The organism is Pseudomonas sp. HLG18 (assembly GCF_051903985.1).
In the GTDB taxonomy this organism is placed as follows: domain Bacteria; phylum Pseudomonadota; class Gammaproteobacteria; order Pseudomonadales; family Pseudomonadaceae; genus Aquipseudomonas; species Aquipseudomonas fluorescens_BT.
This window is the reverse complement of sequence record NZ_CP195831.1, coordinates 6,065,111-6,078,988: the sequence shown is the minus strand read 5'-3', so window position 1 is coordinate 6,078,988 and position 13,878 is coordinate 6,065,111. Positions and strand designations below refer to the sequence as shown.

At 58.9% G+C, this 13,878-nt stretch carries 12 protein-coding genes; 2 read left to right on the top strand and 10 right to left on the bottom strand.

The genetic code is table 11. From position 1 onward, the window contains the following. Positions 1-15: 15 nt before the first annotated feature. The 7 genes from greA to grpE form a co-directional block, all read right to left on the bottom strand. Positions 16-492, bottom strand: a complete 477-nt coding sequence (gene greA / locus ACSPX5_RS27755) for a transcription elongation factor GreA (protein ID WP_085729545.1) — start codon at positions 490-492, stop codon at positions 16-18. Further along, positions 489-3,710 carry a carbamoyl-phosphate synthase large subunit gene (gene carB, locus ACSPX5_RS27750; protein ID WP_085711853.1) on the bottom strand — a complete coding sequence of 1,074 codons (3,222 nt, stop codon included), beginning with the start codon at positions 3,708-3,710 and terminating at the stop codon, positions 489-491. Before carB ends, greA begins: the two co-directional genes overlap by 4 nt. A gap of 126 nt (positions 3,711-3,836) precedes the next feature. Beyond that, on the bottom strand, positions 3,837-4,973 hold the full coding sequence (gene carA / locus ACSPX5_RS27745) for a glutamine-hydrolyzing carbamoyl-phosphate synthase small subunit (protein ID WP_064593337.1): 1,137 nt from the start codon (positions 4,971-4,973) through the stop codon (positions 3,837-3,839). 256 nt (positions 4,974-5,229) lie between these two features. Beyond that, positions 5,230-6,036, bottom strand: coding sequence for a 4-hydroxy-tetrahydrodipicolinate reductase (gene dapB / locus ACSPX5_RS27740; RefSeq protein WP_169428801.1), 807 nt, complete (start codon positions 6,034-6,036; stop codon positions 5,230-5,232). Between the two features lie 9 nt (positions 6,037-6,045). Then, positions 6,046-7,170 (bottom strand): molecular chaperone DnaJ, encoded by a 1,125-nt coding sequence (gene dnaJ, locus ACSPX5_RS27735; RefSeq protein ID WP_169428800.1) that lies wholly within the window; start codon positions 7,168-7,170, stop codon positions 6,046-6,048. A 296-nt stretch (positions 7,171-7,466) separates the two neighbouring features. Further along, the gene (dnaK, locus tag ACSPX5_RS27730) at positions 7,467-9,383 is read right to left on the bottom strand and encodes a molecular chaperone DnaK (RefSeq protein ID WP_439820659.1); all 1,917 of its coding nucleotides are present in this window, start codon (positions 9,381-9,383) and stop codon (positions 7,467-7,469) included. A gap of 102 nt (positions 9,384-9,485) precedes the next feature. Continuing rightward, positions 9,486-10,055 carry a nucleotide exchange factor GrpE gene (gene grpE / locus ACSPX5_RS27725; protein WP_439820658.1) on the bottom strand — a complete coding sequence of 190 codons (570 nt, stop codon included), beginning with the start codon at positions 10,053-10,055 and terminating at the stop codon, positions 9,486-9,488. Positions 10,056-10,295: 240 nt separating this feature from the next. On the opposite strand from grpE, the gene recN reads away from it, so the two are divergent. Continuing rightward, complete coding sequence (gene recN, locus ACSPX5_RS27720; RefSeq protein WP_207865164.1) at positions 10,296-11,969, top strand: DNA repair protein RecN; 1,674 nt, start codon at positions 10,296-10,298, stop codon at positions 11,967-11,969. 75 nt (positions 11,970-12,044) lie between these two features. On the opposite strand, the gene fur is transcribed toward recN, so the two are convergent. Beyond that, the gene (gene fur / locus ACSPX5_RS27715; protein ID WP_039769149.1) at positions 12,045-12,449 is read right to left on the bottom strand and encodes a ferric iron uptake transcriptional regulator; all 405 of its coding nucleotides are present in this window, start codon (positions 12,447-12,449) and stop codon (positions 12,045-12,047) included. Positions 12,450-12,546: 97 nt separating this feature from the next. Here fur and ACSPX5_RS27710 point away from each other — a divergent pair, with 97 nt between their 5' ends. Continuing rightward, positions 12,547-13,074, top strand: coding sequence for an outer membrane protein assembly factor BamE (locus ACSPX5_RS27710; protein ID WP_169428796.1), 528 nt, complete (start codon positions 12,547-12,549; stop codon positions 13,072-13,074). A gap of 61 nt (positions 13,075-13,135) precedes the next feature. Here ACSPX5_RS27710 and ACSPX5_RS27705 read toward each other — a convergent pair whose 3' ends face one another. Further along, complete coding sequence (locus ACSPX5_RS27705) at positions 13,136-13,450, bottom strand: RnfH family protein (protein WP_207865162.1); 315 nt, start codon at positions 13,448-13,450, stop codon at positions 13,136-13,138. Continuing rightward, positions 13,443-13,877, bottom strand: a complete 435-nt coding sequence (locus ACSPX5_RS27700; RefSeq protein WP_003221509.1) for a type II toxin-antitoxin system RatA family toxin — start codon at positions 13,875-13,877, stop codon at positions 13,443-13,445. The genes ACSPX5_RS27705 and ACSPX5_RS27700 overlap by 8 nt, the downstream gene beginning before the upstream one ends. Between the last annotated feature and the right edge of the window lies 1 nt (position 13,878).

Sequence of the window (13,878 nt, the reverse complement as noted above, 5' to 3'; positions counted from 1 at the left end):
AGCGGGCGCCCTGTTTCAGATGTGACGGACTTCGACAATCTCATACTCGATATCGCCGCCGGGCGTTTTCACGACGACCGTGTCGCCCTCTTCCTTGGCAATCAAGGCGCGGGCGATCGGCGAGCCGACCGAAATCTTGCCGAGCTTGATGTCCGCCTCGTCTTCACCAACGATCTGGTAAGTCACGCTTTCATCAGTCTCGACGTTGGCGATCTCGACGGTAGTGCCGAAAATCACTTTGCCGGTGTGCGCAATGGTCGTCACGTCGATGATCACCGCGTTCTGCATGCGACCTTCGATGTCACGGATCCGCGCCTCGACCATGCCCTGCTGTTCGCGGGCGGCATGGTATTCGGCGTTTTCCTTCAAGTCACCCAACTCGCGGGCCGTACCGATGTCCTGGCTGAGCTTCGGACGAACGACCTTGGTCAGATGAGCGTGTTCTTCTTCCAGGGCTTTCGCGCCCTGGACGGTCATTGGGTATTTATTCATGCCTTCAATCCTGCGTGTAGATCCTGCAAGCGGCGCACGGTCTTCTCGGGACCGAATTTCAGCGCTTCGCAGATGGCTTCGCCAGCAGCAATGGTGGTGGTGCAGTAGATCTTGTGCTGCAAGGCGTTACGACGAATGGAGTAAGAGTCGGCGATCGACTGACGACCTTCGGTGGTGTTGATGATCAGCGTGACTTCGTCATTCTTGATCATGTCGACCACATGCGGACGACCCTCGGTCACCTTGTTCACACGACGCACTTTCAGGCCAGCCGCTTCGATGAGCTTGGCAGTCCCGGCAGTGGCGACCACTTCGAAGCCCAAGTTGATCAGATCGCGGGCCACACCTGCAACCAGTGGCTTATCGTCGTCACGCACACTGATGAACGCAGTACCACCGGTCGGCAACACTTCGCTGGCACCCATCTGGGCCTTGGCGAAGGCTTCGCCGAAGGTGTCGCCGACGCCCATCACTTCACCGGTGGACTTCATCTCCGGGCCGAGGATCGGGTCAACACCAGGGAATTTGGCGAACGGGAACACCGCCTCTTTTACGCTGTAGAAGTTCGGAATGATTTCCTTGGTGAAGCCGATTTCCTTCAGAGTCTTGCCGGCCATCACGCGGGCAGCAATCATCGCCAGGGAAACACCGATGCACTTCGACACGAACGGTACGGTACGGGAAGCACGCGGGTTGACTTCGATGACGTAGATGTCTTCGCCTTGCAGCGCCAGCTGAACGTTCATCAAACCGACCACGCCCAGTTCCAGGGCCATTTTCTTGACCTGCTCGCGCATCTCGTCCTGGATGTGCGCCGGCAGCGAGTACGGCGGCAACGAGCACGCGGAGTCACCGGAGTGAACGCCCGCTTGTTCGATGTGCTGCATGATCGCGCCGATCACTACATCTTTACCGTCGCAGACCGCATCCACGTCCATCTCGATGGCGCAGTTGAGGAAGTGGTCGAGCAGCACCGGGCTGTCGTTCGACACTTGCACCGCGTCACGCAGGTAGCGCTTGAGCTCTTCTTCCTTGTAGACGATTTCCATCGCCCGGCCGCCCAGTACGTAGGACGGACGCACCACCAGCGGGTAACCGATCTTCGCGGCAGCGCGAACAGCTTCGTCTTCGCTGCGCACGGTAGCGTTTGGCGGCTGACGCAGGTTCAGGCGCTCAACCATCTGCTGGAAGCGCTCACGATCTTCGGCACGGTCGATGGCGTCAGGGCTGGTGCCGATGATCGGCACGCCGGCTGCTTCCAGGGCGCGAGCCAGCTTCAGAGGCGTCTGGCCGCCGTACTGGACGATCACGCCTTTCGGCTTCTCGACGCGGCAGATCTCCAGCACGTCTTCCAGAGTCACCGGCTCGAAGTACAGACGGTCGGAAGTGTCGTAGTCAGTGGAAACGGTTTCCGGGTTGCAGTTGACCATGATGGTTTCGTAGCCGTCTTCGCGCAGGGCAAGAGCGGCGTGTACGCAGCAGTAGTCGAACTCGATGCCCTGACCGATACGGTTTGGACCACCACCCAGAATCATGATCTTGTCGCGACCGGACGGCGCCGCTTCGCACTCTTCCTCGTACGTCGAGTACAGGTAAGCGGTGTCGGTGGCGAACTCGGCGGCGCAGGTATCGACGCGCTTGTAGACCGGGAACACTTCCAGTTTTTGACGGTGAGTGCGCAGGTTCTTCTCGGTGACACCCAGCAGCTTGGCCAGACGCTGGTCGGAGAAACCTTTACGCTTGAGCTTGAACATCAGGTCGCGGTCGATAGCGGACAGACCGAGGGTCTTGACCTTTTCTTCATCCTTGATCAGATCTTCGATCTGCACCAGGAACCACGGGTCGATCATGTTCATGCCGAAGATTTCTTCGACGGTCATGCCGGCGCGGAAAGCGTCCGCCACGTACCAGATACGCTCGGCACCCGGCACGGTCAGCTCGCGCTTGAGCACGCTCATGCTTTCCGGATTGCTCAGGTCGACTTTCTCGTCCAGACCGCAAACACCCACTTCCAGACCACGCAGGGCTTTCTGCAGAGATTCCTGGAAGGTACGGCCGATGGCCATGACTTCACCGACCGACTTCATCTGAGTGGTCAGGCGCGCGTCAGCGTTGGCGAACTTCTCGAAAGCGAAGCGCGGCAGCTTGGTCACAACGTAGTCGATGGAAGGCTCGAAGGACGCTGGGGTCTTGCCGCCGGTGATGTCGTTCGACAGCTCGTCAAGGGTGTAGCCGACCGCCAGTTTGGCCGCGACCTTGGCAATCGGGAAACCGGTGGCTTTCGAAGCCAGGGCCGACGAACGCGATACACGCGGGTTCATTTCGATCACAACCATGCGGCCGGTGTCCGGGCAGATACCGAACTGGACGTTGGAACCGCCAGTCTCGACGCCGATCTCGCGCAGTACCGCCAGCGAGGCGTTACGCAGGATCTGGTATTCCTTGTCGGTCAGGGTCTGGGCCGGAGCGACAGTGATCGAGTCGCCGGTGTGCACGCCCATCGGGTCGAAGTTTTCGATCGAGCAGACAATGATGCAGTTGTCCTTTTTGTCGCGGACAACTTCCATTTCATATTCTTTCCAGCCGATCAGGGATTCGTCGATCAGCAGCTCTTTGGTTGGCGACAGGTCCAGACCACGGGCGCAGATTTCTTCGAACTCTTCACGGTTGTAAGCGATACCGCCACCGGTGCCGCCCATGGTGAAGGACGGACGGATGATGCACGGGAAGCCCAGGCGCTCGAGCACCGCGTTGGCTTCTTCCATGCTGTGGGCGATACCGGAACGCGGGCATTCCAGGCCGATGGCTTTCATCGCCTTGTCGAAACGCGAACGGTCTTCAGCCTTGTCGATGGTGTCGGCGTTGGCGCCGATCATCTCTACGCCGAATTTCTCCAGAACGCCTTCGCGCTCCAGGTCCAGGGCGCAGTTCAGAGCGGTCTGGCCGCCCATGGTTGGCAGCACCGCATCCGGACGCTCTTTTTCGATGATCTTGGCAACGGTCTGCCACTTGATCGGCTCGATGTAGGTGGCGTCGGCCATGTCCGGGTCGGTCATGATGGTGGCCGGGTTGGAGTTCACCAGGATGACGCGGTAACCCTCTTCGCGCAGGGCTTTACAGGCCTGGGCGCCGGAGTAGTCGAATTCGCAGGCCTGGCCGATAACGATCGGGCCAGCGCCGAGAATCAGGATGCTTTTAATGTCTGTACGTTTTGGCATGGGTTTGTCACTCAAATCCGCAGGTCAGTCGGCAAGCCGTCTTGATCGATTTCTGAAGTCCCGAGGGGGCCGCCGGTTCCGGGGCCGCCCTCGAGGGGCTTCTCGCTACAGTCTCAAGGCGAGCGCTTAGCGTCGCTTGGCCATCTCGTTGATGAAGCGGTCAAACAGAGGGGCCACATCGTTCGGGCCCGGGCTCGCCTCAGGGTGACCCTGGAAGCTGAACGCGCTCTTGTCGGTGCGCTCGATACCTTGCAGGGTGCCGTCGAACAGCGATTTGTGAATCGCGCGGACGTTGGCTGGCAGGGTCGCTTCGTCAACCGCAAAACCGTGGTTCTGGCTGGTGATCATCACAACACCCGTGTCCAGATCCTGAACCGGGTGGTTGGCACCGTGGTGGCCGTGGCCCATTTTCAGGGTCTTGGCGCCGGAGGCCAGAGCCAGCAGTTGGTGGCCGAGGCAGATGCCAAACACCGGAATTTCGGTTTCCAGCACTTCCTTGATGGCCTTGATTGCGTAGTCGCAAGGCTCCGGATCACCAGGGCCATTGGACAGGAACACGCCGTCCGGCTTCAGGGCCAGTACGTCGGCAGCCGGAGTTTGTGCAGGAACGACAGTAACGCGGCAACCGCGCTCGACCAGCATGCGCAGGATGTTGACCTTGACGCCGTAATCGTAGGCAACCACGTGGTATGGCAGCTCGGAGGCTTCGATGGTCGCGTGGCTGTCGGTTTTCAGATCCCAGACAGTGGAGCGCCATTCGTATTGGGTCTTGGTGCTGACAACTTTCGCCAGGTCCATGCCCTTCAGGCCCGGGAAGCCTTGCGCCGCGGCGATGGCCGCTTCTTCGGAGATGTTGTCGCCGGCCATGATGCAGCCGTTCTGCGCGCCTTTTTCACGCAGGATGCGGGTCAGGCGGCGGGTGTCGATACCGGCGATTGCCACAACGTTGTTGGCTTTCAGGTAATCGGACAGGGACATCGTGTTACGCCAGTTGCTCGCTACCAGCGGCAGGTCGCGGATGACCAGACCAGCGGACCAGACGCGATCGGACTCGGCGTCTTCCGGCGTGGTGCCGGTGTTGCCGATGTGCGGGTAAGTCAGAGTAACGATCTGTTGGGCGTAGGAAGGATCGGTAAGGATTTCCTGATAGCCGGTCATTGCGGTGTTGAACACCACCTCACCAACGGTCTGACCGTCGGCTCCAATGGCTTCGCCGCGAAAAATGCTGCCATCAGCAAGGGCGAGTATGGCTGGCTTAGTCAAGAAGACCTCCCGTAAATAACGCATGAAAGGGCAATCGCAGGTTGTAAAAAAGCGGAGTGACGTATGGACACGTCACCCCGCTTCTTCACTGAATTATTCTGCGCGCTTTTAGTGGACACACTAAAGCTGTAGCTTACAGAAAAAGGGATTTTTGGTCTACCGCCAATGAGGCCGAAAGGCCGGAGAATGCGACAGGGTGTCGCCGGGCGGAGCAAAACCGGCACAAACAGAGCGTTTGCGCCGGCTTCAGAACCTCTCAATGCAGGTCGAGCACGTCCTGCATGTCGTACAAACCAGGCTCGCGACCGTCCAGCCACAACGCCGCACGCACCGCACCTTTGGCGAACGTCATGCGACTCGAAGCCTTGTGCGTGATCTCCAGTCGCTCGCCTTCGCAGGCAAACAGCACCGTGTGATCGCCCACCACATCACCACCGCGAACAGTGGCGAAACCGATGGTTTCACGCTCACGCACACCGGTGTGTCCTTCACGACCATAGACCGCGACTTTCTGCAGATCACGATCCAGCGCATTGGCAATCACTTCACCCATGCGCAGGGCCGTACCCGACGGTGCATCGATCTTGTGCCGGTGATGGGCTTCGATGATTTCGATGTCCGCATCTTCCGCCAACACCCGCGCCGCCATGTCGAGCAGCTTCAGCGACAGGTTGACGCCAACACTGAAGTTGGCGGCGAACACGATCGGAATATCCTTGCCCGCCTCGGCCAGCAACTGCTTCTGCGCAGCATCCAGCCCGGTCGTGCCGATCACCATCGCCTTGCCGGCCTTGCGGCAGAAGGCCAGGTTTTTCAGCATCACTTCCGGCAGGGTGAAGTCGATCAATACATCGAACTCTTGCGCCACCGACTCCAGATTCCCGGACAGCGGCACGCCGATTCGACCCAGCGAAGCCAGCTCACCGGCATCCACACCGATCAGCGTACTGCCAGGACGAACAATCGCGGCCGTCAAACCGGTCAGCGGCGCGCGCTGCTGCACCGCCTCGACCAGAATCTTGCCCATGCGCCCGGCAGCGCCCATCACAGCTATACGTCGCATGCCGACTCCTTACAGATCGCCGAAGAAGCGTTTTACACCGTCAAACCAACCGGTGGTTTTCGGCGAGTGACTGTTGTCGTCGGCCAGGGAGCTGCGGAACTCTTCGAGCAACTCACGTTGACGACGGTTCAGATTGACCGGCGTTTCGACGGCCACACGGCACATCAGATCGCCCGCACCACCGCCACGCACTGGCGCCACGCCCTTGCCGCGTACGCGGAACTGCTTGCCGGTCTGAGTCCCTTCCGGAATCTTCAGTTTGACGCGACCGTCAAGGGTCGGAATTTCCAGCTCGCCACCCAGGGCTGCGTCGACGAAGCTGATCGGCACTTCGCAGAACAGGTGCTTGCCGTCACGCTGGAAGATGTCGTGCTCGCGAACGTTGATCACCACGTACAGGTCGCCGGTCGGACCACCCTGAGTGCCCGCCTCGCCTTCGCCGGACAGGCGAATGCGGTCACCGGTATCAACACCGGCCGGCACTTTGACGGAAAGGGTTTTGTACTCTTCGACGCGACCGTCGCCGTGGCAGGAGTCGCACGGATCGGAAATGATCTTGCCCTGGCCATGGCAGCGCGGGCAGGTTTGCTGTACCGAGAAGAAGCCCTGCTGCATGCGCACCTGGCCGATGCCGCCGCAAGTCGGGCACGTCGACGGGGACGAACCTTTCTTGGCACCCGAACCGTCGCATGGTTTGCAATTGACCAGTGTCGGAACGCGGATATTCACGGTCGTACCGCGTACCGCTTCCTCCAGGTTCAGCTCCAGGGTGTAGCGCAAATCGCTACCGCGCTGAGCGCCGCCACGGGAACCACCGCGACCGCCACCAAAGAAGTCACTGAAGACATCACCGAAAATATCGGAGAAGTTCTGACCGCCGAAACCGGCACCGCCGCCACCCATACTTGGGTCCACGCCGGCATGGCCGTACTGATCGTAGGCCGCGCGCTTGCTGGAATCGGACAATACTTCGTAGGCCTCGTTGGCCTCTTTGAACATTTCTTCCGATGCTTTGTCATCGGGATTACGGTCCGGGTGATGCTTCATCGCCAGACGGCGATAGGCCTTCTTCAGGTCTGCGTCGCTTGCGCCACGCTCAACACCCAACACTTCGTAATAGTCACGCTTTGCCATAAGTCTTTGCACTCTTAAGGACGTTCGGCAAACCCCTCCTGAGCTTCGCCAAACTCGTTGAGCCCCAATGCAGGCCCGGACCCAACTCACGTCAATTCAACGATCCTGGTCTTTGGTTCATGCGGTATTTGCGGCGCGAAAAGCAGGAGCATTCCCGGCCATACCGCTAACACACGAAGCTTGTCGCATGCTGTAAAAATTCGCGTATTCCAGATACGCCAACGCGGGAGCAAGCTCCCGCGCGGCGACATCCTACCAGTCACCGCCGCAAGGCAGTCAACCGGGCGACCAACAACTTACTTGTGGTCTTTGACTTCTTCGAACTCGGCATCGACAACATCGTCAGCCTTTTCAGCTTTCTCGTCGTGCGGTGCCGCGCCTTCAGCAGGCTGAGCCTGTTCGGCGTACATCTTCTGGGCAACTGGCGCAGAGACTTTCGACAGTTCTTCAACCTTGGCGTCGATGGCAGCCTTGTCGTCGCCTTTGACGGCGGCTTCCAGGGCAACCACGGCCGCTTCGATTGCAGTCTTCTCTTCTGCAGTCACTTTGTCGCCAGCGTCAGCGATCATCTTGCGAGTCGAGTGAACCAGTGCATCACCCTGGTTACGGGCAGCGGCCAGCTCTTCGAACTTGCGGTCTTCCTCGGCGTTCAGCTCGGCGTCGCGCACCATCTTCTGGATTTCTTCATCCGACAGACCAGAGTTGGCCTTGATGGTGATCTTCTGCTCTTTGCCAGTAGCCTTGTCCTTCGCACCTACGTGCAGGATGCCGTTGGCGTCGATGTCGAAGGTCACTTCGATCTGCGGCACACCACGTGGAGCTGGTGGAATGTCGGCCAGGTCGAACTTGCCCAGAGACTTGTTCTGTGCGGCTTGCTTGCGCTCGCCTTGCAGGACATGAATGGTCACGGCGCCCTGGTTGTCGTCGGCCGTCGAGAACACTTGCGATTTCTTGGTAGGAATCGTGGTGTTTTTCTCGATCAGCGCGGTCATCACGCCACCCATGGTTTCGATACCCAGGGTCAGCGGGCTGACGTCGAGCAGCAGAACGTCTTTCACGTCGCCGGCCAGAACGGCACCCTGGATCGCAGCACCCATGGCAACAGCTTCGTCCGGGTTCACGTCTTTACGTGCTTCTTTACCGAAGAAGTCGGAAACAGCCTTCTGCACCATTGGCATGCGGGTCTGACCGCCGACCAGGATCACGTCGTCAATCTTGCTGGCGTCGATGCCGGCGTCTTTCAGAGCCATGCGGCATGGCTCGATGGTACGAGTCACCAGATCTTCGACCAGCGATTCGAGCTTGGCACGGGAGATCTTCACATTCAGATGCTTCGGACCGGTCGCGTCTGCAGTAATGTACGGCAGGTTGACGTCGGTCGACTGAGAGGAAGACAGCTCGATCTTGGCTTTCTCAGCGGCTTCTTTCAGACGCTGCAGGGCCAGTGGATCGTTCTTCAGGTCCATGCCGGACTCTTTCTTGAACTCGTCGACGAGGTAGTCGATCAGGCGCATGTCAAAGTCTTCGCCGCCCAGGAAGGTGTCACCGTTGGTGGCCAGTACTTCGAACTGGTGCTCGCCGTCGACTTCAGCGATTTCGATCACGGAAACGTCGAAGGTACCACCACCCAGGTCGTAAACGATCACGGTGTGATCGCCCTTGGCCTTGTCCATACCGTAAGCCAGAGCGGCTGCGGTTGGTTCGTTGATGATACGTTTTACGTCCAGACCGGCGATGCGGCCAGCATCTTTAGTTGCCTGACGCTGACTGTCGTTGAAGTAGGCCGGAACGGTGATTACCGCTTCGGTCACAGCTTCACCGAGGTAGTCTTCGGCGGTCTTCTTCATCTTTTTCAGAACTTCGGCGCTGATTTGCGGCGGAGCCATCTGCTTGCCGGAGGCCTCGACCCAGGCGTCACCATTGTTGGCCTTGACGATCTTGTAAGGCACCAGCTTGATGTCTTTCTGTACAACGTCTTCTTCGAAGCGGCGACCGATCAGACGCTTCACTGCGAAAAGGGTGTTGTGCGGGTTGGTCACAGCCTGACGCTTGGCCGACTGACCGACCAGGATTTCGCCATCGTTGGCGTAAGCGATGATCGACGGCGTGGTGCGCGCGCCTTCAGCGTTTTCAATAACCTTGGCTTTACCGTTTTCCAGCACGGAGACGCAGGAGTTGGTAGTCCCCAGGTCGATACCGATAATTTTGCCCATGTTCACTCTCCCGAAACTTTGGATTTTTTTGCCGCAGCAGTGGTGGCTGACTGCGGTAATTCTTAAACGCTTGACTTGTAAATGGGGGCCTTGCGGCTAATTTCAAGCCTTCTCGTCAATCGAAGGCGAAACGGGCGCCGGCGCCTTGCTGACCACGACCATCGCCGGACGCAACAGGCGGCCATTGAGCTGGTAGCCCTTCTGGAACACCTTCAGAACGCTGTTCGGCTCCAGGTCAGCACTTTCCTGCATGGCCATTGCCTGATGCTCCACGGCGTTGAACGGTTCACCTTCCTGCGGGCAGACAGCTACAAGCTGATAGCGCGTGAGGGTGTCGTGAAACATTTTCAGGGTCAGCTCGATGCCTTCGCGCATCGGACGGATGCTTTCGTCATCAGGGCTCGACAGCTCGAGACCGCGCTCCAGGCTGTCGACGATCGGCAGCAGGTCGCCGGCGAATTTTTCCAGTGCAAACTTGTGAGCCTTTTCGACGTCCTGCTCGGCACGGCGGCGGACGTTCTGCAGATCGGCAGCTACGCGCAGCGATTGATCCTGCGCGGCGGCCAACTGCTCTTCGAGCACTTGTACACGGGTCGCCAGGTCATCACCCAAATTCTCGGGCGCCTGATTGGCTTCTGGATTTTGCGTATCTACTGTCTGTTCGTCAGCCATAGAATTCTCCTTTCAATATCGTCCGCGAGTTCGATTCGCGCTTCTGCCCCGGTATATGGGGCCGCAAAATCAGGCTTCAAGGGCTGCCGATGATTAACCCTACAAAAAAGTGCTGCATTGTCATTCCCAAGTGCGATAAGCATTTGATCGGATCAAGCCAATCGAGCTAAGCGAGGGCATTGTCAGGCCGAAACAAAACACTGTATAAATAACCAGACCTAAAGCCTGGGAGCGGCCTTTATGCTGGTGCACCTGTCCGTACACAACTACGCCATCGTTGAACATCTCGATCTCGAACTCGATCGCGGGATGAGCGTGATTACCGGGGAAACCGGTGCCGGCAAGTCGATCATGCTCGACGCGCTGGGCCTGACCCTTGGCGACCGCGCCGACAGCGGCGTGGTTCGCCCGGGTGCCGACAAGGCCGATATCCTGGCGACCTTCGACCTGGCCGACATTCCCGAAGCCAGCGCCTGGCTGGCCGAGCGCGACCTGGAAATCGACGGCCCGTGCATCCTGCGTCGGGTCATCACTTCCGAAGGTCGCTCACGCGGCTATATAAATGGCACACCCTGCCCGCTCGGCGACCTCAAGGCCCTCGGCGAGCTGCTGATCGATATCCACAGCCAGCACGAACACCAATCCCTGCTCAAGACCGACACCCACCGGCGTCTGCTCGACGAATACGCCGGGGCTACCGATCTGGCGCGGCAGGTTCACCTGGCCGCCCAGCGCTGGCGTCAGACTCGTCAGGAGCTGGAACGCCTTTCCAACTCCGGCGACGAACAGCGCGCACGGCATCAACTGCTCAGCTACCAGCTCGAAGAACTGGAAAACCTCGGCCTCGGGGAAAACGAGCTGGAAGAACTGGAGCAGGAACACAAAAACCTGACCAACGCCGAAACCCTGCTCGGCATTTGCCGACAAGTGGTCGAACAATGCAGCGAAAGTGATTCCGGTAACGTGCTGAATGCCCTGACGGCCAGCCTCAATCGACTGTCGAGCGTGAACAACTCGGTCGGCGCGCTGGGTGAGGCGAGCAGCCTGCTGACCAGTGCGCAGATCCAGGTCGAAGAGGCCGTCGGCGAGCTCAATCGCTTTCTCGACAACTTCGACGCCGATCCGGCGCGCCTGCAGTATCTGGAAGAACGTCTGGATTCCATTTACACGCTGGCACGCAAACACCGCATTCAGCCGACGGAAGTTGCGGAGATGCAGCAGAAGCTGCTCGACGAAATCGAAGCCCTGGACGCCAATGATGAATCCATCGAGCGCCTCGCCGAAGAACTCGCATCCTATGCCCGCCACTATCAGGAAAAGGCCCGGGAACTGAGCGAGCTGCGTCATCAGGCGGCCGGCAGCCTGGCCAGCGCGGTGGAGCAGGAGATCCAGCGCCTGGGCATGCCCGGCGGTCGCTTCACCATCGAATTGCGCGACAACAACAGCAGCGAACTGCAACCCAATGGCCTGGAACAAGTCGAGCTGCTGGTCAGCGCCAACCCGGGCCAGCCTTTGAAGGCCCTGGCCAAAGTGGCGTCCGGCGGTGAGCTGTCACGGATCAGCCTGGCAATCCAGGTGATTACCGCCCAGACCTCTCGAGTACCGACGTTGGTGTTCGATGAAGTGGACGTGGGGATTGGCGGTCCGACGGCCGAAATCGTCGGCCAGTTGTTGCGCCGTCTCGGGGATCGCGGACAGGTACTGACAGTCACGCACCTGCCGCAAGTCGCGGCTCAGGGGCATCAGCATCTGTTCGTGCACAAGGTGCGAGGCGAGCAGGCGACTCACACCGCCGTTTCGAAACTGAGCAAGAATGACCGAATAGAAGAAGTCGCGCGGATGCTTGGCGGTATCGATCTGACCAAAGAGTCTTTGGCGCACGCGAAAAAGATGGTCGTTACCGCAAAGGCTTAAGTACACCAGAAAGCACGAAGGCGACCCTTGGGTCGCCTTCGTTCGTTTCGCGAATCAGAAATTCGCGCGACATGCTTATTTTTTGTTGCGTACGTACAGCACCAGATTGTGATCCACCATCTCGTAACCGTGCTTCTCGACGATCGCCTTCTGAAGCTTTTCGATTTCTTCGTCGAAGAATTCGATGACTTCGCCCGACTCCACGTTAACCATATGGTCGTGGTGGCCACCGTCGGCCAATTCGAATACCGCGTGGCCGCCGTCGAAGTTGTGACGGACCACGAGGCCAGCCGCTTCGAACTGGGTCAGAACACGGTAAACCGTGGCCAGACCGACGTCCTCGCCAGCTTCCATCAACGCCTTGTAGACGTCCTCGGCACTCATGTGACGCTGCTCTGTAGAGTCGAGCATTTGCAGGATCTTGACCCGTGGCAGGGTCACTTTGAGGCCGGCTTTGCGTAGTTCGCTATTTTCAACCATGGTCAGCTTTCTCGCGATGCTGCTTCGCAGCTTCTCTTAATGCGGGTATGATCGGCGTTTACGTTGTCCCAGCCAAGATAGTGGAAGTCGCCCACCGATGCAAAACACCAAGCTCTTGCTAACCAGTTTCACCTTTGTGGGACTGCTCGCACTCGCCGGTTGTTCATTCCCCGGGGTTTACAAAATCGACATCCAGCAGGGCAATGTCGTCACGCAGGACATGATAGACCAGTTACGCCCGGGAATGACCCGGCCGCAAGTACGGTTTATCATGGGCAACCCTCTGCTCGTCGACACGTTCCATGCCAATCGCTGGGATTATCTGTACAGCCTGCAACCTGGTGGCGGTGAACGTCAGCAGGAACGCATGAGTGTCATTTTCGACTCTAACGACCGCCTTGTCAGCCTGTCCGGTGACTTCATGCCGGGCGTGAGCCGTGACGAAGCCATTCTCGGCAAGGACAGTGACACCAGCGTGACCGCTCCTGCCGAAAACGCCGAGAAGCCAAAACCGGAAAAACCGGTCAAGCCAGGCTCCTTGCTGGATCAGATCCAGAAGGACGTCGATGGTGTGCAAACCGTTCCGGTTCCTACACCAGAACCGCTGGACACCTCGCCGCAATAATTTGCGACGCAATAAAAAACCCGGAAATTCCGGGTTTTTTATTGCCTGCAGATCGGCGCAATCATTGATTTCTGGCTTTAGCCTCGGCGGCTTTGGCAGCCCGCAATCGACGCACCTCTTTCGGATCAGCCAGTAGAGGGCGGTAGATTTCGAGGCGATCCCCCGCCTGGACAACCCGCACATCCGGATCAGCAATCACCTTACCGAAAATCCCGATCGGACAACTCGCCAGATCCAGCTCGGGAAAATCGGCATCGATGCCGCTGGCCAACAGCGCAGCACGGACCGTCGAACCGTCTACCACACTGATCGTACGCAACACCTGACGATCAACCGCCGCGTACACCACTTCTATTTCGATCACCGGCTCAACCATGCATCTGCTTGGCGCGCTGGCAGAATGCATCCACCAGTGTGTTGGCCGCCTGATTGAACAGCGGCCCGAGCGTGGCGCGCACCAGCGGGCCGGCATAATCGAAGGACAGATCGAGGCTGATCTTGCAGGCCTTCTCGTTCAGCGCCTTGAACACCCAGACCCCGTGCAACTGATTGAACGGACCTTCCTCAAGGTTCATCTCGATCGACTGCCCCGGCACCAGCGTATTGCGCGTCACGAAGTGCTGGCTGAGGCCACCCTTGGCCACGCCGACACTGGCGCGCATATGTTCAGGCGAGCTTTCCAGAACCTCAGCAGACGAGCACCACGGCAAAAACTCCGGGTAACGCGCCACGTCATTGACCAGGTCGTAGAGAAATTGCGCCGGGTAAGGCAGCAGCGCCGATCGTTGAATATGTGTCGTCATG